The organism is Pseudomonas sp. ADAK2 (assembly GCF_012935755.1).
Classification (GTDB): Bacteria; Pseudomonadota; Gammaproteobacteria; order Pseudomonadales; family Pseudomonadaceae; genus Aquipseudomonas.
Genome location: NZ_CP052862.1, coordinates 1,154,857 through 1,180,861 on the forward strand (window position 1 = coordinate 1,154,857; position 26,005 = coordinate 1,180,861).

Here is a 26,005-nt window from a genome sequence, read left to right on the forward strand (position 1 = left end):
CCTTTGATTTCTACAGCTAACATCACGATGCAGTTCGGCGCCAAGCCGTTATTCGAGAACGTTTCGGTCAAGTTCGCCGCGGGCAACCGCTATGGCCTGATCGGCGCCAACGGTTGCGGCAAGTCGACCTTCATGAAGATCCTCGGTAACGATCTCGAGCCGTCCGGCGGCCAGGTCATGCTCGAGCCGAACGTGCGTCTGGGTAAATTGCGCCAGGACCAGTTCGCCTACGAAGAATTCACCGTGATCGACACCGTGATCATGGGTCACGAAGAGCTGTGGAAGGTCAAGGCCGAGCGCGATCGCATCTACTCGCTGCCGGAAATGACCGAAGAAGACGGCATGGCCGTGGCCGAGCTGGAAACCGAGTTCGCCGAGATGGACGGCTACACCGCCGAATCCCGTGCCGGTGAACTGCTGCTGGGCCTGGGTATCGGCATCGAGCAACACTTCGGCCCGATGAGCGAAGTGTCTCCAGGCTGGAAACTGCGCGTATTGCTGGCTCAAGCGTTGTTCTCCGATCCTGAAGTGCTGTTGCTCGACGAACCGACCAACCACTTGGACATCAACACCATCCGCTGGCTGGAAAACATTCTGACCCAGCGCTCCAGCCTGATGATCATCATCTCTCACGACCGTCACTTCCTGAACAGCGTGTGCACCCACATGGCTGACCTGGATTACGGCGAGTTGCGCCTGTTCCCGGGCAACTACGACGAGTACATGACCGTGGCGACCCAGTCCCGCGAGCAACTGCTGTCGGACAACGCCAAGAAGAAAGCACAGATTTCCGAGCTGCAATCGTTCGTCAGCCGCTTCTCGGCCAACGCCTCGAAAGCCAAGCAGGCTACTTCCCGCGCCAAGGCGATCGACAAGATCCAACTGGCCGAGGTCAAGCCTTCGAGCCGTGTGAGCCCGTTCATTCGTTTCGAACAGAACAAAAAGCTGCACCGTCAGGCGGTCATCGTCGAGCGCATGGCCAAAGGCTTTGACGGCAAGCCACTGTTCAAGGACTTCAGCTTCCAGGTGGAAGCCGGCGAGCGCGTAGCGATCATCGGTCCGAACGGCATCGGTAAAACCACCCTACTGCGCACCCTGGTCAATGAACTGACCCCGGACGCCGGCACCGTCAAGTGGACCGACGCCGCGGAACTGGGCTACTACGCCCAGGACCACGCGCACGACTTCGAAGACGACTGCAACCTGTTCGACTGGATGGGCCAATGGACCCAGGGCGGCGAGCAGATGGTTCGCGGCACCCTCGGCCGGATGCTGTTCTCCAACGACGAGATCCTCAAGTCGGTCAAGGTCATCTCCGGTGGTGAGCAAGGTCGCATGCTGTTCGGCAAGCTGATCCTGCAGAAGCCGAACGTGCTGATCATGGACGAACCGACCAACCACTTGGACATGGAATCCATCGAGGCGCTGAACCTGGCGCTGGAGAACTACCCGGGCACGTTGATCTTCGTCAGCCACGACCGTGAGTTCGTATCGTCGTTGGCTACGCGCATTATCGAGTTGAGCCCTAGCGGCGTGATCGACTTCAGCGGTACGTACGATGATTACCTGCGTAGCCAAGGCGTGGTTTTCTAAGCGTCCGCTGTAATTGAAAAGCCCTGTCCTGGTGACGGGGCTTTTTTTTGCCTGAAGATCGATCGTTCCCACGCTCCGCGTGGGAATGCCTCAAGGGACGCTCCGCGTTCCAATGGGACGCGGAGCGTCCCGGGCTGCATTCCCACGCAGAGCGTGGGAACGATCTGTGCGGAGAACATAGTTAGCCTGCTTCCTTTTATTCCCGGCCCACGCCATGATGCAGGTCTCCCACCGCCGCCCGCGAACGAGCCCTCATGTCTGCGCAGCCACTGCCCCCGCAAAGCTCCCTGGCGATCACCCTGCAGATCGTCTCTATCGTCTTCTATACCTTTATCGCCTTCCTCTGCATCGGCCTGCCGATTGCGGTGTTGCCGGGGTATGTCCATGAACAGCTGGGGTTTAGCGCGATCATCGCGGGGCTGACCATCGGCTGCCAATACCTGGCCACCTTGCTCAGCCGGCCGATGGCTGGGCGCATGTCGGACAGCGTCGGCACCAAGCGCGCGATTGTTTACGGGTTGTCGGGGATTGTGTTGAGCGGTTTACTGACGTTGCTCTCGACCTTGCTGCAAAGCCTGCCGCTGCTGAGTCTGATGATCCTGATTGCTGGTCGGTTGCTGCTGGGGATCGCTCAGGGCTTGATCGGCGTCGGTACCATCAGTTGGTGCATGGGCCAGGTCGGTGCAGAACACACCGCGCGCTCGATTTCCTGGAACGGTATCGCGTCCTACGGCGCCATCGCCATTGGCGCACCGCTGGGCGTGGTGATGGTCGACAATTACGGCTTTGAAAGCCTGGGAATTGTCCTGTCGGTGCTGGCGCTGGGGGCACTGGTGCTGATCCGCAACAAACCGTCGGTGCCAGTGATTCGGGGGGAACGCCTGCCGTTCTGGAACGTGTTCGGGCGCATTGCCCCGTTCGGCGCGAGCCTGAGCCTGGCGTCGATCGGCTACGGCACCCTCACCACGTTTATTACCCTGTATTACCTCAATCGCGGCTGGAGCGGCGCGGCGTATTGCCTGACGGTGTTCGGGGTGTGTTTCATTCTGTCGCGGCTGTTGTTCATTTCCAGCATCAGCCGATTCGGCGGCTTCACCTCGGCCATTGCCTGCATGACCATCGAGACCGTGGGCCTGGTGCTGCTGTGGCTCGCGCCGTCCACCGGCTACGCGTTGATCGGCGCCGGGCTGACCGGGTTTGGCCTGTCGCTGGTGTATCCGGCGCTGGGGGTCGAAGCGATCAAGCAGGTGCCCAACTCCAGTCGTGGCGCGGGGTTGAGTGCTTATGCGGTGTTTTTTGACTTGGCGCTGGCGATTGCCGGGCCGCTGATGGGCGCGGTGGCGTTGAACCTGGGGTATTCGTGGATTTTCTTTTGCGCGGCATTGTTGTCGGTGACCGGGCTCGGTTTGACGCTGATGCTCAAACGCCGCGCAATGGCCTGATCCCCCCCTATCCCTGTAATGGCGTCCGTGAAATCGCCATCGCGGGCAAGCCTTGCTCCGACAGAGGTCGTGTCAGCCTTTATTGATCGGCGGTCTGCATCCCGGCCCGGCTCGGTTTACCCAACGCATGGGAGAAGAACCGCCCCGCCTCCGAGATCAGATTGCGGTGAATGTCTTCCCGATCAACGCCGTCGGCATCGGTACACAACGCCGGCATGGCAATGATCTGTTCTTCGTTGCACGGCGCCATGAACACGAAGTGCCCTGCCCCGGCCAGCAACTTGAAGTCCGGTGCGGTCGGCAGTTTGCGCGCCAGGGCGGCAGCGTTTTTGTCGAAGGCCACCAGTTTGTCGCCGTCGCCGCTGTACAGCAGCACCGGCACATGCACATCGGCCAGGGTATGGCGGCCGAACTTCAGGCTCAGCGGCGCCATCAGCAACAAGGCGTGGACCCGCGGATCAGCCACCGGCTGCAAATCGTCACGGTCGACTATCAGTTCGCCCTGGGTATTGCAGGCATCGCGATCGTCCGGGCGTTCCTGGCAATAGCGGCGCAGGCGATCCAGGTCCGGCGTGGCGCCGGACAGGATCAACGCCGTTTCGCCGCCCGCCGAGTAACCAATCACCCCCACCTGATCGGCGTTGACGAACGGCGCGAGCATGGCATCGCCGAGCGTCGCGGTAATCGCTTCGGAAATTTGCAGCGGCCGACCGTACAGGTTGCTCAAGGTGCCGAGACGGCTGTGATCCTTGGAATTGTCGCCAGGGTGAATCACCGCCACCACCACAAAGCCCTTGCGGGCCAGCGAGGTGGCGAGGTCGTGCAGGGCCAGCGGCGTGCCGACGTTGCCATGGGACAGCATCAGCATCGGGAAACGACCGATTGCCACGCGGGCGTCTTCGCTCGCCTCGACGGTGTAGCCTTCGAGCTTGCTGGTGTGTTCTTTATCGCTGGAGGGATAAAAGGCGATGGCGCGCATCGGCTGCAGGTCCAGCGGATCGAGGAACGTCATCTCGTGATAGCCGACGCCCCAGTGCGCATGCAGCCCCGGCGCGGCGTGCACTGAAAGCAGGCTGCTGAGCAGGCATATCAGTAACGTTGCACAAAGACGCACCATGGGATGCCCCACCTTTGATACTTGCTGAAAAGCCCGTAGTGCTCCGATATGCGGAGGACGCGGCCTTGTGCCAGTGTTGGCGGCCACCAAGGTCATTGCGCAACGGGGACGTTAACCCTCGACTGCATAACCTGGGCCACTACATATAAAACCGTCAAAAACAAAAAAACTCTGTAACTGATCATTACGATGATCAGAATACAGAGTTTTTCGGGTATTGCCTGAGCTGTTTAGTATTTTTTACGCCAGCCTTACACAGGTCTTATGCCGCGGCGAACAGTTGCTCGCTGATGTGTGTGTGGGCATCGGTCATGGCTTTGGTACGGACTTCGTCACCGTAAGCCAGGCCATGGGCGCGAACGAATTCAATATCAGTAATGCCCAGGAAACCGAACAGCACTTTCAAGTAATCTTCGTGAGCAACACCCGTCGCCTGACCCACGTGCAAACCGCCGGAAGTCGAAACGATCACGACTTTCTTGCCACCGCACAGGCCTTCAGGGCCGGCTTCGGTGTAACGGAAGGTCTGGCCGGCAACGGCAATGCGGTCGATCCAGGCCTTGAGCTGGGTCGGAATGGTGAAGTTGTACATCGGCGCGGCAATGACTACGGCGTCGGCAGCGAGGAATTCAGCCAGGGTCGAAGCGCTGAGTTCCGCTTCATGCTGTTGTGCGGCGTTGCGCAGTTCAGCGGTGGTGCCAGCTGCCACCAGGGTGGTGGAGGAGAAATGGCTGATGGCGTCAGCGGCCAGGTCGCGATAAGTCACGACAGCCGAAGCGTCAGCAGCTTGCCAGGCTTTCACCACTTCGCCGCTCAACTGACGGGAAGCCGAGTTGTCACCCAAAATGCTCGAATCGATATGCAACAGTTTCATATAAGGATCTCCAGGTGAGGATCGCCACCGGGCGATCTGATGGAGTTGATGCTACAGATGAAACCAATAGCTGATTAGCCCGCAACAATGCGATAGTTCGTCCCACTGATAGAACGATCGAGCCCAGACCATGCAAGACCTCAATGATCTCTACTATTTCGCCAAAGTCGTCGAAGCCGGTGGTTTCGCGGCGGCCGGGCGCTTGCTGGGAATTCCCAAGTCGCGGCTGTCGCGGCGCATCGCCGAGCTGGAAGAACGCCTGGGTGCGCGCCTGCTGCAACGCACCACCCGTCAACTCAAGCTGACCGCCGTGGGCGAACGTTACTTGCGCCACTGTCAGGCGATGTTGCTGGAAGCGGAGATGGCCGACGAAGCGGTGGCCAGCATGTCCAGCGAACCCCGAGGGCGATTGCGGGTGTCTTGCCCGGTAGGGTTGGCCAATCAAATGTTGCCGACGATCATCAGCGACTTTCTCGGGAAATACCCGCAGGTGCAGCTGGAGGTCATGCTGGTCAACCGCCGTGTCGATCTGGTCACCGAAGGAGTCGATGTTGCCCTGCGCGTACGCGAACTGGGCGATGAGGACCCGTTGCTGGTCACCCGACGCCTGCGTCAGGCGCAGACGCTGATGGTCGCCAGCCCCGCCTTCCTCCACGGCCGGGAAATCAACCATCCGGAAGACCTCAAGGGTTTACCGGTACTCGGGGCGCTGGAGCCCGACCGTATGGTGCATATCCGTATGCTCGATCAACAGGGTAAAAGCTATGACCTGGCGCTGGAAGCACGGCTGGGCATCGACGACTTTATCGTGCGCCGCGCCTGCGCCCTCGCCGGCCAGGGTTTTACGGTGCTGCCAATGATGTATTGCGAGTCGGAGCTGGCGGACGGCTCATTGATCCAACTGCTGCCCGACTGGTCGATGCCTGGCGGCTGGCTGCAAGCGGTCTACCCTCATCGGCGCGGGGTGATGCCGGCCGTGCGCGCCTGGCTCGACCACTTGATCGAATCATTCAATGCCTGTGGGGACCGTTTGATATGAAGGCTGGTCGCATGAGCGAAGCGGACGTCGCCGAGTTTTGCCTGGGGTTGCCGGGTGCGCGGGAGGATTACAAATGGGGCGGCGTGCGGGTGTTTTCGATTGCCGGGAACAAGATGTTCGCCTTGCAGAACCTGCGGGGCGAGTCCCTGGCGTTCAAGGTCGACAAGGATCTGTTTCTCGGTCATTGCGACCGACCGGGCATTCACCCGGCGCCGTACCTGGCCCGGGCGCAATGGATCATCATGCAGACGCCCTACCCGCTGGGCGCCGAAGAACTGAAGGCGCTGCTGCAACGTTCCCACCAGCTGGTGGTGAGCAAGTTGCCCAAGCGCACTCAGGTCGGGCTGCTGCTGTAACAACAGCCGAAGGTTGCGTCCGGCCCGTGTAGCAGCTGTCGAGCGGAGCGAGGCAGCGTTCGGCTGCGAAGCAGTCGTGAAGTCAGGCGACGCGGTGTTTCAGGAAGTCCGAGTGCGCAGGTTTTACGACGGCTTCGCCGCCGAACGCTGCCTCGCTCCGCTCGACAGCTGCTACATCCGATGTGCGTGTCCTTTAGAAGAAGGCGAGCAAGTTCGCGCCGAGGAACAACTGGTCGATCCAGAATACCTGGTGCATCAATACGATGAGCCAGAACACCAGTTGAAACGAGACTTTGCGGGTCTTGTGCCGGAACACTTGCTGGGCCAGCAAGGCGCCCGGCCAGCCACCGGCCAGTTCTACCGCGTGCAGGACGTTTTCCGGCGTGCGCCAGGTGTCGGCGCGGGCCTTGCGCTTGTCGCTCCAGTACAGGAAAAACGCCACCACGCTGACCACGCCGTAGGCCGCCAGCGGAATCACTGACACCGCGCGCAGCCACAGCATCAGCGAGCCGTACAACGGCAACGCGCAGAGGGCGGCAAACACCAGCAGTTTCAAGCGTAGATGCTGGACCTCGCCCCCGGATTTACGGCCGGGGTTATGTCGCGCGCTGGAATCATTCATGGCTTGGCAGCTGTCCAATCAACCCAACCGAACTGCCAGGTCGCCAGGATCACCAGGCCAAACGCAATGCGATACCAGGCAAATGCCGCATAGCTGTGGGTGGCAATGAATTTGAGCAGGCCTCTGACCGCGATCATCGCAAAGATAAACGCGGTGACAAAACCAATGGCGAACACCGGAAAGTCCGCCGGCACGAACAGATGGCGGTACTTGAACCCCGAATACACGGCCGCTGCAACCATCGTCGGCATCGCCAGGAAGAACGAGAACTCGGTCGCGGTTTTGCGCGACAGCCCGAACAGCAGGCCACCGATAATCGTCGAGCCGGAACGCGAAGTCCCCGGGATCATCGCCAGGCACTGGGCAAAGCCGACTTTCAGCGCGTCCTGCCAGGTGATGTCGTCGACTGTTTCGGCATGCACTTCATGCTGACGCTTCTCGGCCCACAACATGACAATCCCGCCCACGACCAGCGCCGCGGCCACGGTGATCGGGTTGAACAGGTAGTGGTGAATCAAATCGGAAAAAATCACCCCCAGCACCACGGCCGGCATGAAGGCAATCAGCAGGTTCGCGGTGAAGCGTCGCGCGCTCGGCTGGGTCGGCAAGCCGACGACCACGTCGAGGATTTTGCGGCGGAACTCCCAGACCACCGCGAGGATCGCGCCTAACTGGATGATGATGTTGAATGCAATGGCCCGTTCACCACCGAAGTTGAGCAAATCCGCGACGATGATCTGGTGTCCGGTACTCGAAATGGGCAAAAACTCCGTCAGCCCCTCTACAACGCCTAGAATCAGTGCCTGGAAGGCCGTCCAAAGATCCATCAATCCCCCAAAGACAGTGCTCAAAGGCCTGCCCCGTTAATATTTTTAGTACGTTCACTGCGCTCAGCGTAGCTGAAGTCCCGCGCGCACAGGATCCCTACGAAACCGTAAAAATTCCGTGAAAAATCAACTTGGATTCAGGTTTTTCCGCGCGAGGCCGAAATCCTATCAGACAAGCCCCGTTTACGCCGCCGCGTAATTGGACTTGGGTCGGATAGGCCCCACCGGCAAAGTGTGGTTGGATGCTGGCGATCGTTTATTACAAGAAAAAGAATCTGGAGTGACAGCGTTATGAACAGCTTGCGCAGTGTGTCGATCAGCCGACGCTTGTGGCTCATCTTGATCGTGGCGATCGTGATGTTATTGACCTTGGGCGTCTTGATGCTCAAACAGATCCACGACGACCTGTACCACGCCAAGGCACAGAAGACCCAGCACGTGGTACAGACCGCCAGTGGCATCCTCAACTACTACCATGACCTGGAAACTGCCGGCACCCTCACCCGCGAAGCGGCGCAGAAACAGGCGCTGACCACGGTTCGCGGTCTGCGCTATGACCAGAACGACTACTTCTGGATCAACGACCTGACGCCGGTGATGATCATGCACCCGGCCAACCCGAAACTCGAAGGCCAGAATCTCTCGGCGATCCGCGACCCGGACGGCTTCGCGCTGTTCAACGAGATGGTCATCATCGCCAAGGCCAAGGGCGCCGGCATGGTCGATTACCGCTGGCCGAAACCGGGCGCCAGTGCGCCGGTGGAAAAAACCTCCTACGTCAAGTTGTTCGAGCCCTGGGGCTGGATCATCGGCTCCGGCGTGTACATCGATGACATGCAGGCCGAGTTCTACGGCCAGGTCTGGAAAGCCTCGTTTATCGGCCTGGCGATTGCGCTGATCATGGCGTTGCTGGTGATCATGATTGCCCGCAGCATCGTGCGGCCGTTGCAGGAAACCGTGAACGCCATGGCCAACATTGCCAGCGGCGAAAGCGACCTGACCCGCAGCCTCGACACCCACGGCCAGGACGAAGTCACGCAACTGGCGCACCACTTCAACGCCTTTACCGCCAAGCTGCGTCTGGTGATCAGCCAGTTGCAGGTGTCCGCCAGCGCGTTGGGCCAATCGTCCAGCGACCTGGGCAACGATGCGGCGCAGGCGCAGCAACGCAGTCAGCAGCAGTCCCAGCAGATGGAACTGGTGGCGACCGCGATCAATGAAGTGACCTACGGCGTGCAGGACGTGGCGAAGAACGCCGAGCACGCCGCCAGTGAAATGCGCGACGCCGAGTCCCAGGCGCAGCAAGGCCAGGTCAACATTGATGGCAGCTTGCAGCAGATCGACAAACTCTCCGGCACCATTGACCAGGCGGTGGAAGTGATTCGCACCCTGGCTGCCGAAAGCACCCAGATCGGTAGCGTACTGGAAGTGATTCGCTCGATTGCCGAACAGACCAACCTGCTGGCCCTCAACGCGGCCATCGAAGCCGCCCGGGCGGGCGAGCAAGGTCGCGGCTTTGCGGTGGTGGCCGATGAGGTGCGCCTGCTGGCCCAGCGCACGCAGAAGTCCACGGCGGAAATCCAGGCGATGATCGAACGCCTGCAAAACCACTCCGAAGCGGCGGTCAAGGTGATCAGCGACAGCAGTCGCGCCTCGCAACTGACCATCGAACAGGCCGGGCTGGCCGGCGCGAGCCTGAGCGCCATCGGCCAGGCCCTGCGCAACCTCAACGGGCTGAACGCCTCCATCGCCAGCGCGACTCTGCAACAGGCGCACGTGGTGGAAGACATCAACCAGAACGTCACCCAGGCAGCCGGGCTATCCCACAGCACGGCGCTGGCGGCCGAGCAATCGAGCCTGGCCAGTGTTCACCTCAAGGAATTGAGCGAGCAATTGAACGGGTTGCTCAAACAGTTCCGCGTGTAACGGATCCCTGTGGGTTTGCGCTGGCCGGTCCTGCGGCTACAATCCGCCCCCTCTTTCGACTCCCCCAAGGAACCCCCATGTCCGGGCTTGAACTGTTTGCTGCCGCCCTCGGCGTGATCGCCGTCTGGCTGACGGTCAAACAGAATCCCTGGTGCTGGCCGATCGGGCTGGTGATGGTGCTGCTTTACAGCTGGATCTTCTTCGAGGTGAAGCTGTATTCGGACATGTTGCTGCAGGTGATCTACGCCGCGTTGCAACTCTATGGCTGGTGGCAGTGGACCCGCGCCGGCGATACTCATGACGGCCGGCAAGTGAGTGAACTGGGGGCCCGTTCGATCGTGTTCGGGCTGGTCGTCGGCGCCATCGGCAGCCTGCTGCTGGGCGCGGCCATGGCCCACTGGACCGACGCCGCGCAGCCCTGGCTCGATGCGGCGCTGACCGGTTTCAGCCTGGTGGCGCAGTTATGGATGGCGCAAAAACGCGTGCAATGCTGGCCGCTGTGGATCGTCCTCGATGTGATCTTTGTCAGCCTGTTCATCTACAAGGGCCTGTACCTGACCGCGACCCTGTACGCCTTGTTCACCGTGATTGCCGTGCAAGGCTGGCGCGAATGGCGCGCCGATCCGGCGCTGCACGCATGAAAGTGCTGGTGCTGACAGGCCCGGAATCCAGCGGAAAAAGCTGGCTGTCGAGCGAGATCCACGCCCATTTTGGCGGCCTGTTGGTCGGTGAGTACGTTCGGCATTTCATTGACAGCGAAGCCCGCGACACCTTCTACGATGACATTACTTCCATCGCACGTGGCCAGTTGGCCTGGGAAGATGAAGCACGCGCCAAACGACCGTCATTGTTGATCCTCGATACCCACCTCTTGAGCAATATCCTTTGGAGTCGCACGCTGTTTGGCGCTTGCCCGACGTGGATCGAGCACGCATTGCTGGCACGGCACTACGACCTGCATTTGCTGCTGAGCCCTGAAACCGTCGCCTGGCATGACGATGGGCAACGTTGCCAGCCGCAATTGGCAGAGCGCCAGGCATTTTTCCAGGCCAACCATGAATGGCTTGACCTGCACCGCCAGCCCTATCAGGTACTGCACGGTGATTGGCAACAACGCAAGGACACGGCATTCGAGGTTGTGCGGCGCCTGCTTGAAGCCTGACGGTGCCGCAATGTCCATTTCTGATACAGCCCCTCCCAAGCAAACCTGCGAACTAAAGCGGTCCTCCCCCTTCAGAACACAACTGTTAAGCCGCTGATACACGTCGCCAATAAGTGCTTTGGCACGCAGTGCCGCCAGCATCGACGGCGTTTTTTGCGCGGCTGTGTCTCAGTGGCGTTACAAAAATTTTTTGACCATCCCGACAATAAGATTCAACTAACTGTTTTTAATAGAAAAACAAAAACCGGCACACCTTCTGCTCTCTACCTCGCAACGCTGATAAGGGCCAGCGTTCCATTTACAGAAGGAATTGCCGCCGTGGGGAAATTTGATAGAAGCATCTACCGCCTCCTGCTGATCGGATGCGCTCTCGGCTCAAGTTTCTGCCTGCCCGTCCAGGCTGACAACGGCATCATCACGATCAAACGTGATGTCCAGACGCGCAACGCAACGATTCCTCCGCTGATCCCCGACCCGAACCCCACGACCGTCAATGCCAACCCGTCCAAACAAATCCTCACGCAAACGAACGAGTTGAGCGACGGCGACTTTGCCAACGTCGCCAGCGGTGCGGGCATCAACCGCCTGGTCACTCAAAACACCAACAACCTGGGCGGCAATATCAGCAACCAGTCCCAACTGTCCAACCTCCCCGCTGGACGTTCGGGAAATTCGGGCAACGGCATTGCCAACATGGTCAATTCGAACATCCAGCAAGGCCTGGGTGCTCTCAAAATCCTGACGGGAGACCGTTAAGATGAATCGCTCACTGCTGATTATCGCCATGTTTTGCAGTGCGTCGTCCTTTGCCCAATCTCCCGTCATCGATAACGCCGACATCAACGGTTCGGGCTCGCAGTATCAGGGCAACCTCTCGGTCAACCAGGCAGCGGGCGATCTGCAGCAACAAGCCAACGCCCGGGCCATCGCCATTGGCACCAATGCCAGTGCTACCACACAGATTCGCCAACGGCTGCGTACGCAAGTCGACCCCAGGATCGATGCTCGATCCAGCATTCAAGGCGACTCCTTCAGCCACGGCAACGGCGTACTGGGTGTCAACCAGAGCTCGGGCGCCAGTAACCAGCAAGCCAATGCCCTGCGGATAAGCATCAGTACACAGCCGCAAAGTATCGACGACAGTGTCCTCATGCAGCAGAACGTGGCGCTGATCAACAACTCCGATCCAACTGACTCTGCACCAGGCTATCGCCAGGTCGCCACAAGCGATCAGGCTTTCACCGGTAGCCGTGGGGTAATCCAGTTGAATCAGAGCGCCGGAGTGGGAAACCGAATGGCCAACACCCTGAGCGTACGGGTCGCGGATTGACCCAAAAAGGTAGGAAACAACACTTAACCTAAAATAAGTACGGAGAATCACCATGAAACCTTCGATGGCAATCAAGCCTCTGGTTTTCGCAATTGCTGCGGTCATGGCTGTTGCTGTACAAGCTGGGCAGCGCGACAACGACCACAATGGCCATAACAATGGCCATAACAACAATGGTCACCACACTCCTCCTCCAACAAAGATCCCTGTTTACGCGACTGCCAATGCCTGGGATAACCAGAGCAGTACCGGCAACCGCATCCGTAACGAAGGGACTGTCAACGAAGCCGAGATGACCAGCTCTGCCACAGGCACCAGTGGCAACGTCGGCGTCAACGTGGCTGCAGGCAACGGCAACCAACAAGACAACGCGGCCGCCATTGCAAACGCTGCCTCAGACTCCAGTCTGGATAACAGCTTCGTGTTCGGCACTGCCTCCGCCACCGCTAGCGTCAAGCAATACAGCAACGACAACCGGGTCAACAACTTCGGCAGCACATCTTCTGCCGTCATGAGCGGATCGGGTAATAGCGGCAGCGGCAACATGGGCATCAACATTGCTGGCGGCGACCTCAACCAGCAGAAAAACACCATGGCCATTGCCAACACCAGTGCCCCGCTGGGTAACGCAACTGCCACCGCTTCTGCCGATCAACAAGGTCCTGGCCTGGTGGTGAATAACAACGCCGATCGGACGTATCGCGTGGATACGATCACCGTGACCAATTCGGCCAGCGGTAATTTCTCTCGCGACAAGTCCTCCGAAGCCAGCGGCAGTCAAAGCGCTTCTTCGAGCTGGGACGCAGCCGGCTCCAGAAGCTATGACGCCAGCGGTTCAAAAAGCGTGGATATAAGCGGTTCCAGCGCCAGTAATGCCAGCGGTTCCAACAGCAGCAATGCCAGCGGTTCCAACAGCAGTAGTGCAAGCGGTTCTTCGAGTGCTTCTTTGAGCGCTTCCTTGAACGCTACGTTGGACGCTGCGGCGGCGGCTTCCAGCTCCACTACCTTCAACAATGGCTTCGGCGATCGCACCCGCAGCAGGTCTTCCGACGCATCGCTGAACGCATCGCTCGACGCGACGCTTGATGCATCGATAGACAAATCCTACGACAGATCGCACGACTCCTCGTACGACAAATCGCGCGATTCTTCGTACGACAGATCTCGCGATTCGTCGTTTGAAAAATCGTACGACAAATCGTACTCGAAGTCGTCTGACTCCTCGTACGAAAAATCGGGCAGCAAATCGTCCGAGTCTGCGTATGACAAAGCGAAAAGCTACAGCGAAAGCAGCTCTTATGATTTGAGCAACACCTACTCTTATCAAGTGCTGACTCCAACTGGCTGGGCCAACCCTGTGACCAACACTGCAACCCTGAGCGGTTCGGTGAATGGCGGCAGCGGCAACCTGGGCGTCAACGTGGCTGCTGGTGTGGGCAACCAACAAAGCAACTCGCTGGCCATTTCCAACCAATCGTTCTAATGGCTGTCTTTGGGGCCCCCTCACGGGGGCCTTTTTCAACCACCACCAGAAGGCATCCCACCATGCGCATTATCGCCTTGGCAATTTTGCTTTGCGTGGCCAGTGTGATCGAGGCTGCCCAAATGCCGCTTGCCGTCCTGCCGGGTGGTGCGGTGGTGTACAAGCCGATCCAGAGCGTACGCGAACGTAAGTTTGCCGACCTGGTGCAACAGAAAACCGACTTCAGTTGCGGCGCCGCGGCGCTGGCAACCATCTTGCGCCAGGCCTATTGGCTGGACGTGAGTGAAAATCAGATCATTGAAGGCATGCTGGCACACTCCGATCAAGATCTTGTCCGCGTCCAGGGCTTCTCCATGCTCGACATGAAGCGTTACGTGGAAAGTATCGGCATGCGCGCCCGTGGCTATCGGGTCGCGACGGAAACGTTGAACGAGATCAAAATTCCGGTAGTGGTCCTCATGGACATCCGTGGCTACAAACACTTTGTGGTCTTGCAAAAAGTCCAAAAGGGCTGGGTCTATATCGGAGATCCGGTACTCGGTCATAAACGTTTCAGCGTCGATGATTTTGTCAAAGGCTGGAACGGCATCATTTTCGCCGTCATCGGCCAGGGCTACGACAAAACCAACGCACTGCTCGACCCTCCCATGCCACTGACTGCCAAGAACCGCGTCAACATGTTCAGCCCGGTGCAAGACGCAGAGTTGATGGATTTCGGATTCATCCAGAGCGACTTCTTCTAATAACAAGGGAGCATGAAGCTCCGGGAGCATCCAATGAAAACTTCAACCTGGCTGGCCATGGTTTGCCTGGCCGCCAGCCTGCCGATCCAGGCAGAGACGTTCAAACCCATTGAACTGAAGGATCAGGAATTGGCGACCCTGCGCGGCCGATTTGTCATGCCGGGACGGATCGTCAGTTTCGGCATTGTCATGACCAGCACTTGGCAAAATGCCAAAGGTGAAGTGATCGGGGCGAGGTCCTCGATGAATATCCAGCAATCGACCATCAAGCCACAGTTCTATGTGTCGATGATCGACGAAAAACCTACTGGCCAGACGCGTTCGCAAGGCTCCGACGCAGGCACGGCAACAGGCACAGGCAGCGTCACCGGCGGCGGCGGCCTCAACAGCACTGAAGGCGTCACTCAAGTCGTGCGCGCTGCCGGCGACCACAACACCGCCTACAACAACGTGGATATCAACGTAGCGAAGGCTAGCCAGGTCGAACAAGCCAGCCAGGCAACGCAACCGCAGGGCCAGGCATTGGCCGCAGGCTCGACGTTGGTCGGCAACAATGGCGCGGGTTCGCTGAGCGTTTCCTCGACCGGTGCTGGCGTGCAACTCAACATCGTGGCTAACAACAACCAGGGCAGTACCGTACAACGCCTGGCTCAGGGTGGACTGATGCAGAACACGACTTTGCTCGGCAGTAGCAACCAGGTTCGCAACCTCACGTCCTTTAATGTTGTGCTGCGTGACAACGTGCCGACAGCCGGGTCTGTAAGTGGCAATCTGGACCAGCTCAAAGGCCTTCGCACTATCGGATTCTGATCTACGCTCAGTCTCATTCAGATCTAATCAGAAGGGACGGCTAACCCATGCACCGATCGTTAACGTTCAGAGCTATCGTCTGTTTGAGTAGCCTGACCCCGGCGACACTGCTCTACGCAGCCCCGGACCCTCAGGTCGAAGCATTAAAACAAGAACTCATGGAGTTGAAGCAGCGTTACGAAGCACAACAGAATGCACTGATGGTACTTGAGCAACGCGTTCGCCAAGTCGAAGAAGCTCCCGCGACACCTGCTCCCAAACGCCTGACCAAATCCCCCGCCGAAACGGTCAAGGGTGGACAGGCGGTGGCCGCCGGTGCGCCCGGAACCACTGGCAGTTCATACGGCCAATCGCTCAAGGACGATTCGGAGCCTGCGCAAAGCGTTTCCAACTTGTATGACGAAGCCAGCGGCTTCTTCGGTGGCGGCAAGTTCAGCCTCGAAACCGGCGTGACCTACACGCACTACGATACCCGGGCATTGACGCTCAACGGCTTCCTGGCACTGGACTCGATTTTTCTCGGCAACATCAACCTCGACCGCATCAAGGCCGACAACTGGACCCTGGACCTGACCGCCCGCTACAACGTGGCACAACGTTGGCAGTTCGACATTAACGTCCCCGTGGTTTATCGCGAATCCACGTATTCTTCCGGCGGCGCGGGTGGCGCAGGCCCGGTGACGTCGGACGCAACCGTTACCCGCGACCCGACCATCGGCGATGTGAACGTGGGCGTTGCGTACAAGTTTCTGGATGAGTCGGCCAACTGGCCCGACGCGGTCGCGACACTGCGCGTCAAGGCGCCGACCGGCAAGGACCCTTACGGCATCAAGCTGGTCGAGGATCCAACCAACGATAACCTCGCGGTACCCGAGGACTTGCCTACCGGCAATGGTGTCTGGGCGATCACCCCGGGGCTCTCGCTGGTCAAGACCTTCGACCCGGCCGTGCTGTTCGGCACGCTGTCCTACACCTACAACATGCAGGACTCTTTCAGCGACATCAGCCCGCAGGTCGGTTCCAAAGTCAAAGGCGACGTGAAACTGGGCGATTCCTGGCAGGTCGGCGCCGGCATTGCATTCGCCTTGAACGAGAAGATGAGTATGTCGTTTTCGTTCACCGACCAGTTCGCCCGCAAGAGCAAAATCAGACCGGACGGTGGTGATTGGCAGTCGATTTCCAACAGCGACTACAACTCGGCCAACTTCAACATCGGCATGACCCTGGCAGCCTCCGACAACCTGACGATCGTGCCCAACCTGGCCATCGGCCTGACCGACGACTCGCCAGACTTCTCCTTCAGCCTGAAATTCCCGTACTACTTCTGATCCACAACAGCAAAGCCCCGCGGCGGCTTCAACCGCAGCGGGGCTTTTTTGGTTTGGATCATTAAAGGATCGCAGCCTCGTTTCACTCGACAGCTCCTACAGGGGTTCCGGTGTAGGAGCTGTCGAGTGAAACGAGGCTGCGATCTTCTGATCTCGCTAACGGATCTGATGCTTGTGCAACAAACGGTAGAAGGTAGGCCTGGACACCCCCAGCACCTTGGCGGCGATGCTCAAATTATCGCTGTGGCGGTTAAGCACATCGCACAAGGCCTGGCGTTCAGCGCGGGTCTTGTAGTCTTCCAGCGTGCCCATCGGCGCGGCGACGGTCTGCTGGCTGATCAGCCCCAGGTCTCGCGCTTCGATCTGGCGTCCTTCGGCCAGCACCAACCCGCGACGTACCCGATTGGCCAGCTCGCGAACATTGCCCGGCCAGTCATGCTTGCCCATGGCGATCAGCGCGTCTTCGCTGAAGCTGCGCGGACGGCGACCGGTTTCATGGCTATAGAAATGGGAAAAGTGGTTGGCCAGCATCGACAGATCGCCGTGGCGTTCACGTAGCGGCGCGGTGACCACTTGCAGGACGTTGAGGCGATAGTACAAATCTTCGCGAAAGCGTTTCTTTTCGATGGACGCTTCAAGGTCGACGTGGGTCGCCGCCAACACCCGCACATCCACCGGAATCGGCTGACTGCCACCGACTCGTTCGATGTGTTTTTCCTGGAGGAAGCGCAGCAGATTGGCTTGCAACTCCAACGGCAGGTCGCCGATTTCATCGAGAAACAGGGTGCCGCCGTTCGCCGCTTCGATCCGCCCCACCTTGCGTTGGTGCGCGCCGGTGAAGGCGCCTTTCTCGTGGCCAAACAATTCGGACTGGATCAGGTGTTCGGGAATCGCGCCGCAGTTGATCGCCACAAAGGGCTTGCTGTGGCGCTGGGATTGTCGGTGCAAGGTGCGGGCGACCAATTCTTTGCCGGTGCCGCTTTCACCACGGATCAGCACGGGCGACTCGGTGGGCGCCAGTTTGCTCAGCAGCTTGCGCAGTTCGCGGATCGGCTTGCTGTCACCGAGCAACTCGTGTTCTGGCTGATCGATGTGAATCGTGCCCTGCCCGCGCAGCCGCGCCATGCCGAACGCGCGCCCGAGGGTTACCTGAACCCGGGACACATCGAACGGCAGGGTGTGGAAGTCAAAGAACCATTCGCACACAAAATCCCCGACGTTCTGCAGGCGCAGGACTTCCTGGTTGAGCACGGCAATCCATTCGGTGCCGCTGCGGCTGATCAATTCCTTGACGGCTTCGGGTCGCTCCAGGTGGAAGGGCTGCAATCGCAGGAGCCCGACATCGCAGGTGCGATCGGCGGCGTTTTCCAGCGTACAGCTGTCGACATCCCACCCTACCGCGCGCAAGCCCGGCAAAAGACGGTGGCAATCATCGCAAGGATCAACCACTAACAGACGTCGTAAAGCAGGCGCTTCTATCATGACTGTTCCTTGGCGCCAAATTTAAGGAAATATTATTAAAAACAGTCATTTGGCGGACCTGGCTGTAACATTAGCAATAATTTGACAGGGCCTTGTATCGTTTGACTATAGGAGTCTTAACTAATTAGTTATAAGAAGGTGTTTTGTTAGTTACCTAACGACTTGAACCTTTCATTCAGCTTTCAAACACGGCCCGAACATTGAGTATATGAAAGAAAGTTGAATTTTCTTTGGATTGTGTGTGACCCGACCCCCTATTGAGGGCATCAGTACAAGTAACCAGCCGAACGGTAAGCCCAACCGACGGCACATCACTTGATTGGGCATACAGAGAGAAGACCCCATGACCGCCCCGCTCCGTATCAACGAAGCTCTTTTGATTGCCAAACACGCATTCGAACCCTTTCAATGCGTGGCCTGGGCGCCACAAGAAGGCAACGGCGAACTCAGCCTGAGTGTCATCGACCTCACCAATAACCGCGTCGGCCGCGCGCAGATTCCATGCAGCGCTTATTCCGATCCGGTACAACTTGAACATCGGCTGGAACAGGCACGTAAAGCGCTGAGCGAAGATGGCTACACGCTGCAGTCGTGGTCCATGCCTCATTAATTAAAGAGCCAAAAGATCGCAGCCTTCGGCAGTTCCTACGGGATCGTATTCCAATGTAGGCGCTGTCGAAGGCTGCGATCTTTTGCTTTATGGAACTTGGCCAGCTTATCAGTGGTTCCAAAAGACACTGTTCTGGCACACAGCGACCCTCCACCTGTTAGTTATGACAGTTGTGCGTCCAGGCATTCAGGGATTGAATGTTTCGCACGCGCCGTGACCCTCCCGGCTACAGGGATAAGGTCAACTGGCAAGGAGATGCGTGCATGCAAACCCAAACCGCGTTGGCCCGCCCTGCCACCCTGAATCTAGCCGGGCATCTCGATCCGGATTTTGCCGCCGCCGGCAAAACCCAGGTGTATTTCGCCGGCAGCTCCTCCAGCATGGCCAACGGTATTGCCCTCGATCCGCAAAGGCGCCTGCTGGTCGCGGCCAAGGTTGGTACCCATGGCGGTAGCCGCTTTGGCCTGGCCCGCCTGCTGGAGGATGGCTCGGCGGATCTGGCTTTTGGCAATCAAGGCAGTTTGATCGGTCAGTTCGCGCTGGGCTTCGAGGCCATGGGCAGCAAGGTCCATGTTCTGCCTTGCGGGTCGATCCTGCTGGCCGGCCTGCATTACGAAAACGCCCGTCGCACCCTGCCCGCCCTGGCGCTGTTCGACCCCGATGGCCAGCCGGTTCGAGGCTTTGGCGACAAGGGCCGGCTGGTGGTGCGGCTGCCGGGCGATCTGTCCATGGGTTTGCGTGACGACTGGTTGCCGCCCGGCGTGCCGGGCGCCGAAGCCTGCGACATCTGCGTGCAGGATGACGGGCGGATCCTGCTGCTGGCCAATCATCATTTCGAACTGGCCGATCACGTCGGCCTGCTGATCCGCCTCAATACCGACGGCTCACTGGACCGCGACTTCAACGGCCGCGGTTTCGTCGTGGTCAGGCATCTATTGATGAATACCTGGCTCGGCAGCCTGATGGTGCAGCGGGACGGACGAATCCTGGCCGGCGGCGCGATCAATTTCCCCGAGGAAGGCCTGCTGGCGCGTTACCACGCCGATGGCACGCTGGACGACAGCTTCGCCGTAGATGGCTTCATGACCTTCAAGGCCCAGGGACGCAGCGCGCAGATCAGCCAGATCGTCCAGCAAACCAATGGCGACTTGCACTGTTTCGGCAGCAGCCGCGACCCGATGCATTGCCTGTCACTGAAACTGCACAGCAACGGTCGTCCGGATAATCATTGCAACGGGGGCCAGCCACAACGCCTGGAAATCGGCCACAGCGGCAGCCAATGGACCGCCGCCCAGGTGCAGCCGGATGGCAGCGTGCTGGCCGTCGGCGCCACCATCGGCGGCGTCGAAGCCGACTTCATCCTCGCTCGCTATCTGCCACAAGGGCATCTGGATCGCAGCTTTGCCAACGGCATTGGCTGGGTTCGCACGCGTCTGGGCCGCAGTCTCGACACGGCCACTTCCCTGGCCGTGCAGGACAACGGCCGGATCGTCGTCGGCGGTTATTCACTGGACGGCAACTATCGGGCGGTGGTGGCGCGCTACCTGAGCTAACACCTGCGCTTGATCTTCCCTTTCGCATACGGCAAGTTGCGCGCTTCTTAATACAAGGAGTAGCCGATGTCCGGTTCGATGGCCCAGGCGTTCGCGCATAATTTTCTCGGGCATTCACCCCGCTGGTACAAAGCCAGCATTGTTGGCTTTCTGATCCTCAACGCTTTGGTGTTGTGGACGGTCGGGCCGGTGGCCGCCGGCTGGTTGCTGGTCCTGGAATTCATCTTCACCCTGGCCATGGCGCTCAAGTGTTATCCGCTGATGCCCGGCGGGCTGCTGTTGGTCGAAGCGTTGTTGTTGAAGATGACCACGCCCCAGGCGCTGTATGACGAACTGGTGCACAACTTCCCGGTGATCCTGCTGCTGATGTTCATGGTGGCCGGCATCTACTTCATGAAAGACCTGCTGCTGTTTCTGTTTTCGCGCCTGTTGCTTGGGGTGCGTTCCAAGGCATTGCTGGCGTTAATGTTCTGTTTCCTGTCGGCATTCCTCTCGGCGTTTCTCGATGCCTTGACCGTCACGGCGGTGATCATCAGTGCGGCCGTGGGGTTTTACTCGGTGTATCACCGCGTCGCGTCGGGCAACGATCCGCGCCAGGACAGCGCGTTCAGCGACGATCAGCATCTGCCCACACTGCATCACGAAGACCTTGAACAATTTCGCGCCTTTCTGCGCAGCCTGCTGATGCATGGCGCCGTGGGCACGGCATTGGGCGGCGTGTGTACGCTGGTGGGCGAACCGCAGAACCTGTTGATCGGCCACGAGATGGGTTGGCATTTCGCCGAGTTCTTCCTGAAGATCGCCCCGGTGTCGCTGCCAGTGCTGGCCGCCGGCCTGGTGACCTGCGTGCTGCTGGAGAAGCTGCGCTGGTTCGGTTACGGCACGCTACTGCCAGACAACGTGCGCACAGTGCTGGCCAACTATGCCGCCGAAGACAACGCCGAACGCACCTCGCGCCAGCGCGCGGCGTTGCTGGTGCAAGGCGCGGCGGCGTTGATCCTGATTGCCGGATTGGCGTTCCACATTGCCGAGGTCGGGCTGATCGGTTTGATGGTGATCGTGTTGATCACCGCGTTTACCGGCATCACCGACGAACATCGCATCGGCAACGCCTTTAAGGACGCCATGCCGTTCACGGCGCTGCTGGTGGTGTTTTTCGCCGTGGTGGCGGTGATTCACGATCAGCAACTGTTTACGCCGTTGATTCAGTGGGTGCTGGCCCTGCCGGCGGAGCAACAGCCGGGCATGCTGTTTATCGCCAACGGGCTGTTATCGGCGATCAGCGACAACGTGTTTGTGGCGACGATCTACATCACCGAAGTGAAACAGGCGTTCATCTCCGGCCACATGAGCCGCGAGCATTTCGAGACCCTGGCGATTGCCATCAACACCGGGACCAACCTGCCGAGCGTCGCGACGCCCAATGGCCAGGCGGCGTTTCTGTTTCTGCTGACGTCGGCGATTGCGCCGCTGATTCGTTTGTCTTATGGGCGGATGGTGTGGATGGCGTTGCCGTATACGGTGGTGATGGGGGTTTTGGGGTGGTATGCGGTGAGTTTCTGGCTGTAACCCCGCATTGATCGTTCCCATGCTCTGCGTGGGAATGCCTCAAGGGACGCTCCGCGTTCCAATGGGACGCGGAGCGTCCCGGGCTGCATTCCCACGCGGAGCGTGGGAACGATCATTACGCGTGAGGGAGGATATACCGCTCGATCGCCTGGGCCGCGCCGTCTTCGGTGTTGGCGCCCGTCACGACGTCAGCCTGGCGTTTCACGGCCTCCTCCGCCTGACCCATGGCAATCGACAACCCGGCACGATGGAACATCGCCGGGTCATTGCCGCCGTCGCCCAGTGCCGCGGTTTGCTCCAGCGGCACGCCGAGGTACTCGGCCAGTGTCGCCAGCGCATCACCTTTGTTGGCTTGCATCGCCGTCACGTCGAGGTATATCGGCTGAGAACGGGATACTTGCGCCTGGCCTTCAACCTTGGGCAGCAACAGCGCTTCCAGTTCGATCAACAAGTCAGTGTTGTTGCTGGTGGCGACGATCTTGTCGATGCGCTCCAGGTACGGCTCAAAACTCTCGACCACCACCGGCGGGTAGCCCAAACCGTGCTGCTCACGCGGAACCATCGGGCCGTTCGGGTCTTTCAACAACCAATCGCCACCGCTGAACACCCAGATTTCGATGTCTGGCCGGTCGGCAAACAGTGCCAGCGCGGTCAGTGCAGCGGTCGCCGGCAAGTAATGGGCGACCAGCAGACTGCCGTCCGGTTTGACGATGGTGCCGCCATTGAAGGCCGCGGTGGGCAGATCGACGCCCAGGGCCTCGATCTGCTGCAACATGGCTTTGGGCGGGCGCCCGGTGGCCAGGCTGAACAACACTCCGGCCTCGCGCAATGCGCGGAAGGCGTCGATGGTGCGCTGGCTCAGGCTGTGATCGGGCAGCAGCAAGGTGCCGTCCATGTCGCTGAGCAGAAAACGGATGGGATGTTGCGCAACCTCACTCATCCGAGGCTGTGCCAGACGCGGCCATCGCGGGCCAGCAGGTCCTCGGCGGCTTGTGGGCCGTCTTCACCGGCCGGGTAGCTCTGCACGCTCGCGTCCTGCTGCCAGGCGTCGATAAACGGCTGTACGGCGCGCCAGCCGTTCTCGATGTTGTCGGCGCGCTGGAACAGCGTCTGATCGCCGGTCAGGCAATCGTAGATCAGGGTTTCGTAGCCGGTGGACGGCTGCATCTCGAAGAAGTCCTTGTAGGCGAACCCCAGCTCGATATTGGCCATCTTCAGCGCCGGCCCCGGCCGCTTGGCCAGCAGGTCGAACCACATGCCTTCGTTGGGCTGGATCTGGATCCGCAGGTAGGTCGGCTGCAACTCATCGACCTCGGTGTCGCGGAACTGCGCGTACGGCGCCGGCTTGAAGCAGATGACGATCTCGGTGTCGCGCACGCTCATGCGCTTGCCGGTGCGCAGGTAGAACGGCACGCCGACCCAGCGCCAGTTGTCGATCATCACTTTCAGCGCGACGTAGGTTTCAGTGTTGCTGTCCGGCGCGACGTTGCCCTCCTGGCGGTAACCAGCCAGCGGCTTGCCATCGACTTCGCCAGCAGCGTACTGCCCGCGCACCGAGTTGGCCCGCGCATCCTCGACGGACCACGGCCGGATCGCGCCCACCACCTTGGCTTTCTCGCCACGCACCGCATCGGCGCCAAACGCGGCCGGCGGCTCCATGGCCACCATCGCCAGCAACTGGAACAGGTGATTGGGCACCATGTCCCGCAAGGCGCCGGTGTGTTCGTAAAAACTGCCACGGGTTTCCACGCCGACGGTTTCGGCGGCGGTGATTTGCACGTGGTCGATGTAATGGTTGTTCCAGAACGCTTCAAACAGGCTGTTGGAGAACCGGCTGACCAGAATGTTCTGCACGGTTTCCTTGCCCAGGTAATGGTCGATCCGGTAGATCTGCTTTTCCGACATGACCTTGAGCAAGCAGGCGTTCAAGGCTTCGGCGGTTTGCAGATCAGAACCGAACGGTTTTTCGATCACCACCCTTCTGAAGGCTTCCGGGGTTTCTTCCAGCAAGCCGGCGCTGCCGAGTCGGCGCACCACTTCACTGAAGAAACGCGGCGCGGTGGCCAGGTAGAACACCGCATTGCCGGTGCCGCTGTCGGCGATTTTCGCCGCCAGGGCTTGATAAGTGCTGTCGTCCAGGAAATCGCCCTGGACGTAGCTGATGCCTTTGGCCAGTTTGGCCCACAAGGCAGGATCAAGAACCTGATCGCCCTTGCCGACTTTGGTGGCCGCTTCGGTGCGAATGAAGTCTTCGAGCTTTTGCGCGAAGGCTTCATCGCTGATGGCGTTGTGGTCAACGCCGATGATCCGCAGTCCATCGCCCAGCAGGCCGTCGCGACTGAGGTTGTACAGGGCCGGCATCAACAGACGCTTGACCAGGTCACCATGGGCACCGAACAGGAACAGCGTGGTCGGTGGTGCGGGTTCTGCCTTGGATTTCCTGCGGATCGTGTTGGTCATTTTTTCGGAGTCTCCACGTGGCCGCCGAAGCCGAAGCGCTGGGCAGAGAGGATTTTGTCGCCAAAGGTGCCCTGCCCGCGGGAGCGGTAGCGCGAGAACAGCGAGTTCGACAGCACCGGTACCGGCACCGCTTGCTCCATGGCGGCTTCGATGGTCCAGCGACCTTCACCGCTGTCGGCGACTTCGCCCGAATAGCCTTCCAGCTTCGGATCGCTGGCCAGTGCATCGGCGGTCAGGTCGAGCAACCACGAAGACACCACGCTGCCACGACGCCAGACTTCGGCGATGTCGCCGACATTGAGGTCGAAGCGCTGGTCTTCCGGCAGGATTTCGCTCGATTTGGTCTTTAGAATGTCGAAGCCTTCAGCGAACGCCTGCATCATTCCGTACTCGATGCCGTTATGGATCATCTTCACGAAATGGCCAGAGCCGGCTGGGCCGGCGTGGATGTAGCCGCGCTCGGCACGGTCGTCGTCGGACTTGCGGTCCTTGGTGCGCGGAATGTCACCCAGGCCCGGGGCCAGGCTTTCGAACAGCGGGTCGAGGCGCTTCACGGTCTCGGCGTCGCCGCCGATCATCATGCAGTAGCCGCGCTCCAGGCCCCAGACGCCGCCGGAGGTGCCGACGTCAATGTAGTGCAGGCCTTTCTCCGACAGGGTTTTCGCCCGGCGAATGTCATCTTTATAGAACGTGTTGCCGCCGTCGATGATGGTGTCACCGGCTTCGAGCAGGTTGCTCAGGGTCTCGATGGTGTCTTCGGTCGGCGCGCCGGCCGGCAGCATGACCCAGATCGCACGCGGCTTGGCCAGGCCAGCCACCAGGGCTGGCAGGTCGGCGACGCCGGTGGAACCTTCTTTGGCCAGGTTCTCGACGAAGGCGGTATTGCGGTCGTAAACAACGGTGGTATGCCCGTTGAGCATCAGGCGCCGCGCAATATTACCGCCCATGCGGCCCAGTCCAATAATCCCGAGTTGCATGTGCTGATGCTCCTTACTACAAATAAAGTGTGTCAAAGGTTATAGCCCAACGCGACTAATGTGGGTTAGTCCAGAGCGGCGGGATGAAGTTTCCGGGCATTGTGCCCGATCCAGACTGATAACGTCGGGAATCGTGGCAAAGACACACCGACCGTGAAAAATAAAAAAGTTCCATTCACAGGCAAAAGAAATCAAAATCGCTGCCGATAGTGAAGGTGTCGCTCCCAAGGACGACACAATCACAGTTGATGCAGGCCATTTGCGAGGTGAGCAATGGACACAATCGTTACCGCACGTCCCCCACAAACTCTCTACGTCACGATTCGTCGTGATGAACTGCGCCAATTGAAAGACGAGCGTGACACCTTGAAGAACCAGGTGGCGCAGCTCAGGCAATTGTTGCAGCAACAGGCTCAGCTATCCGGGCAGTCGATGCCTGCGTTGAACGCCTGATTCCCCCGCAGCACATTCTTCAGATGTCCTGAACCTGTCTTGTGGTGAGGGTGGCCCCCTCGCCACAGCAAGCCCTCTCCACACAGTCTTCTCCCAATGGTTGCCTCGTTACCTGTCGCGACCCTGAACAAAACTCACAAAGTTTTCACATTCGCCTAGCGATACTCCCGATCCTTGTGGCTGTTCGGTTCCCGGACAGTGGTGTCTCGTGGGTTTCGTTTGATGACGCCGGTGGCTTGCTGATGCCGG

25 protein-coding genes are annotated in these 26,005 nt (G+C 59.6%); 17 read left to right on the plus strand and 8 right to left on the minus strand.

Going from position 1 to position 26,005, the window contains the following annotated elements:
- The first annotated feature begins 3 nt into the window (after positions 1–3).
- Positions 4–1,593 carry an ABC-F family ATPase gene (locus HKK52_RS05115; protein WP_123410456.1) on the plus strand — a complete coding sequence of 530 codons (1,590 nt, stop codon included), beginning with the start codon at positions 4–6 and terminating at the stop codon, positions 1,591–1,593.
- A 254-nt stretch (positions 1,594–1,847) separates the two neighbouring features.
- Positions 1,848–3,035 (plus strand): MFS transporter, encoded by a 1,188-nt coding sequence (locus HKK52_RS05120; RefSeq protein ID WP_169369838.1) that lies wholly within the window; start codon positions 1,848–1,850, stop codon positions 3,033–3,035.
- Positions 3,036–3,114: 79 nt separating this feature from the next.
- Here the strand turns inward: HKK52_RS05120 and HKK52_RS05125 are convergent, their stop codons facing one another.
- Together HKK52_RS05125 and HKK52_RS05130 are read right to left on the minus strand one after the other, a co-directional pair.
- Positions 3,115–4,152, minus strand: a complete 1,038-nt coding sequence (locus tag HKK52_RS05125) for an alpha/beta hydrolase family protein (protein WP_169369839.1) — start codon at positions 4,150–4,152, stop codon at positions 3,115–3,117.
- A gap of 262 nt (positions 4,153–4,414) precedes the next feature.
- Positions 4,415–5,026: an FMN-dependent NADH-azoreductase gene (locus HKK52_RS05130; RefSeq protein WP_169369840.1), complete on the minus strand. Its 612-nt coding sequence runs from the start codon at positions 5,024–5,026 to the stop codon at positions 4,415–4,417.
- A 130-nt stretch (positions 5,027–5,156) separates the two neighbouring features.
- Between HKK52_RS05130 and HKK52_RS05135 the strand changes: the two genes are divergently transcribed.
- Together HKK52_RS05135 and HKK52_RS05140 are read left to right on the plus strand one after the other, a co-directional pair.
- A complete protein-coding gene (locus HKK52_RS05135) occupies positions 5,157–6,065 on the plus strand; it encodes a LysR substrate-binding domain-containing protein (RefSeq protein WP_169369841.1) in 909 nt (302 codons plus the stop codon).
- The gene (locus tag HKK52_RS05140) at positions 6,062–6,421 is read left to right on the plus strand and encodes an MmcQ/YjbR family DNA-binding protein (protein WP_169369842.1); all 360 of its coding nucleotides are present in this window, start codon (positions 6,062–6,064) and stop codon (positions 6,419–6,421) included. The genes HKK52_RS05135 and HKK52_RS05140 overlap by 4 nt, the downstream gene beginning before the upstream one ends.
- Before the next feature lie 193 nt (positions 6,422–6,614).
- Here the strand turns inward: HKK52_RS05140 and HKK52_RS05145 are convergent, their stop codons facing one another.
- Positions 6,615–7,043: a DUF1294 domain-containing protein gene (locus HKK52_RS05145; protein ID WP_169369843.1), complete on the minus strand. Its 429-nt coding sequence runs from the start codon at positions 7,041–7,043 to the stop codon at positions 6,615–6,617.
- Positions 7,040–7,870: an undecaprenyl-diphosphate phosphatase gene (locus HKK52_RS05150; RefSeq protein WP_169369844.1), complete on the minus strand. Its 831-nt coding sequence runs from the start codon at positions 7,868–7,870 to the stop codon at positions 7,040–7,042. The genes HKK52_RS05145 and HKK52_RS05150 overlap by 4 nt, the downstream gene beginning before the upstream one ends.
- A gap of 291 nt (positions 7,871–8,161) precedes the next feature.
- Here HKK52_RS05150 and HKK52_RS05155 point away from each other — a divergent pair, with 291 nt between their 5' ends.
- The 9 genes from HKK52_RS05155 to HKK52_RS05195 all read left to right on the plus strand — a co-directional run bounded on the left by HKK52_RS05155 (position 8,162) and on the right by HKK52_RS05195 (position 16,652).
- Complete coding sequence (locus HKK52_RS05155; protein ID WP_169369845.1) at positions 8,162–9,796, plus strand: methyl-accepting chemotaxis protein; 1,635 nt, start codon at positions 8,162–8,164, stop codon at positions 9,794–9,796.
- 77 nt (positions 9,797–9,873) lie between these two features.
- Positions 9,874–10,437: a nicotinamide riboside transporter PnuC gene (pnuC, locus tag HKK52_RS05160; protein WP_169369846.1), complete on the plus strand. Its 564-nt coding sequence runs from the start codon at positions 9,874–9,876 to the stop codon at positions 10,435–10,437.
- Positions 10,434–10,958 carry an AAA family ATPase gene (locus HKK52_RS05165; protein ID WP_169374183.1) on the plus strand — a complete coding sequence of 175 codons (525 nt, stop codon included), beginning with the start codon at positions 10,434–10,436 and terminating at the stop codon, positions 10,956–10,958. The genes pnuC and HKK52_RS05165 overlap by 4 nt, the downstream gene beginning before the upstream one ends.
- Positions 10,959–11,276: 318 nt before the next feature.
- On the plus strand, positions 11,277–11,714 hold the full coding sequence (locus tag HKK52_RS05170; RefSeq protein ID WP_169374184.1) for a hypothetical protein: 438 nt from the start codon (positions 11,277–11,279) through the stop codon (positions 11,712–11,714).
- 1 nt (position 11,715) lies between these two features.
- Complete coding sequence (locus HKK52_RS05175) at positions 11,716–12,288, plus strand: adhesin (RefSeq protein ID WP_169369847.1); 573 nt, start codon at positions 11,716–11,718, stop codon at positions 12,286–12,288.
- Positions 12,289–12,340: 52 nt separating this feature from the next.
- Positions 12,341–13,771 (plus strand): heme utilization protein, encoded by a 1,431-nt coding sequence (locus HKK52_RS05180; protein WP_169369848.1) that lies wholly within the window; start codon positions 12,341–12,343, stop codon positions 13,769–13,771.
- Between the two features lie 62 nt (positions 13,772–13,833).
- The gene (locus HKK52_RS05185) at positions 13,834–14,514 is read left to right on the plus strand and encodes a C39 family peptidase (RefSeq protein WP_169369849.1); all 681 of its coding nucleotides are present in this window, start codon (positions 13,834–13,836) and stop codon (positions 14,512–14,514) included.
- Between the two features lie 33 nt (positions 14,515–14,547).
- A complete protein-coding gene (locus HKK52_RS05190) occupies positions 14,548–15,324 on the plus strand; it encodes a hypothetical protein (protein ID WP_169369850.1) in 777 nt (258 codons plus the stop codon).
- A gap of 47 nt (positions 15,325–15,371) precedes the next feature.
- Positions 15,372–16,652: a hypothetical protein gene (locus HKK52_RS05195; protein WP_169369851.1), complete on the plus strand. Its 1,281-nt coding sequence runs from the start codon at positions 15,372–15,374 to the stop codon at positions 16,650–16,652.
- Between the two features lie 156 nt (positions 16,653–16,808).
- Here HKK52_RS05195 and HKK52_RS05200 read toward each other — a convergent pair whose 3' ends face one another.
- On the minus strand, positions 16,809–18,134 hold the full coding sequence (locus tag HKK52_RS05200; protein WP_169369852.1) for a sigma-54 dependent transcriptional regulator: 1,326 nt from the start codon (positions 18,132–18,134) through the stop codon (positions 16,809–16,811).
- A gap of 343 nt (positions 18,135–18,477) precedes the next feature.
- Here HKK52_RS05200 and HKK52_RS05205 point away from each other — a divergent pair, with 343 nt between their 5' ends.
- The 3 genes from HKK52_RS05205 (at position 18,478) to nhaB (ending at position 21,866) form a co-directional block, all read left to right on the plus strand.
- A complete protein-coding gene (locus HKK52_RS05205) occupies positions 18,478–18,744 on the plus strand; it encodes a hypothetical protein (RefSeq protein WP_169369853.1) in 267 nt (88 codons plus the stop codon).
- 263 nt (positions 18,745–19,007) lie between these two features.
- Positions 19,008–20,297, plus strand: coding sequence for a hypothetical protein (locus HKK52_RS05210; RefSeq protein ID WP_169369854.1), 1,290 nt, complete (start codon positions 19,008–19,010; stop codon positions 20,295–20,297).
- Positions 20,298–20,363: 66 nt separating this feature from the next.
- Positions 20,364–21,866, plus strand: coding sequence for a sodium/proton antiporter NhaB (gene nhaB / locus HKK52_RS05215; RefSeq protein WP_169369855.1), 1,503 nt, complete (start codon positions 20,364–20,366; stop codon positions 21,864–21,866).
- Positions 21,867–21,981: 115 nt separating this feature from the next.
- Here nhaB and HKK52_RS05220 read toward each other — a convergent pair whose 3' ends face one another.
- From HKK52_RS05220 to gnd, 3 genes are read right to left on the minus strand one after another with little or no spacing between them, the layout of a single operon-like run.
- Entirely contained in the window at positions 21,982–22,806 is an 825-nt protein-coding gene (locus HKK52_RS05220; RefSeq protein WP_169369856.1) for an HAD family hydrolase, read from the minus strand.
- The gene (gene zwf, locus HKK52_RS05225) at positions 22,803–24,326 is read right to left on the minus strand and encodes a glucose-6-phosphate dehydrogenase (RefSeq protein WP_169369857.1); all 1,524 of its coding nucleotides are present in this window, start codon (positions 24,324–24,326) and stop codon (positions 22,803–22,805) included. Before zwf ends, HKK52_RS05220 begins: the two co-directional genes overlap by 4 nt.
- Positions 24,323–25,303 (minus strand): phosphogluconate dehydrogenase (NAD(+)-dependent, decarboxylating), encoded by a 981-nt coding sequence (gene gnd, locus HKK52_RS05230; RefSeq protein ID WP_169369858.1) that lies wholly within the window; start codon positions 25,301–25,303, stop codon positions 24,323–24,325. Before gnd ends, zwf begins: the two co-directional genes overlap by 4 nt.
- 273 nt (positions 25,304–25,576) lie before the next feature.
- Between gnd and HKK52_RS05235 the strand changes: the two genes are divergently transcribed.
- The gene (locus HKK52_RS05235; protein WP_169369859.1) at positions 25,577–25,756 is read left to right on the plus strand and encodes a DUF6026 family protein; all 180 of its coding nucleotides are present in this window, start codon (positions 25,577–25,579) and stop codon (positions 25,754–25,756) included.
- The last annotated feature ends 249 nt before the right edge of the window (positions 25,757–26,005 follow it).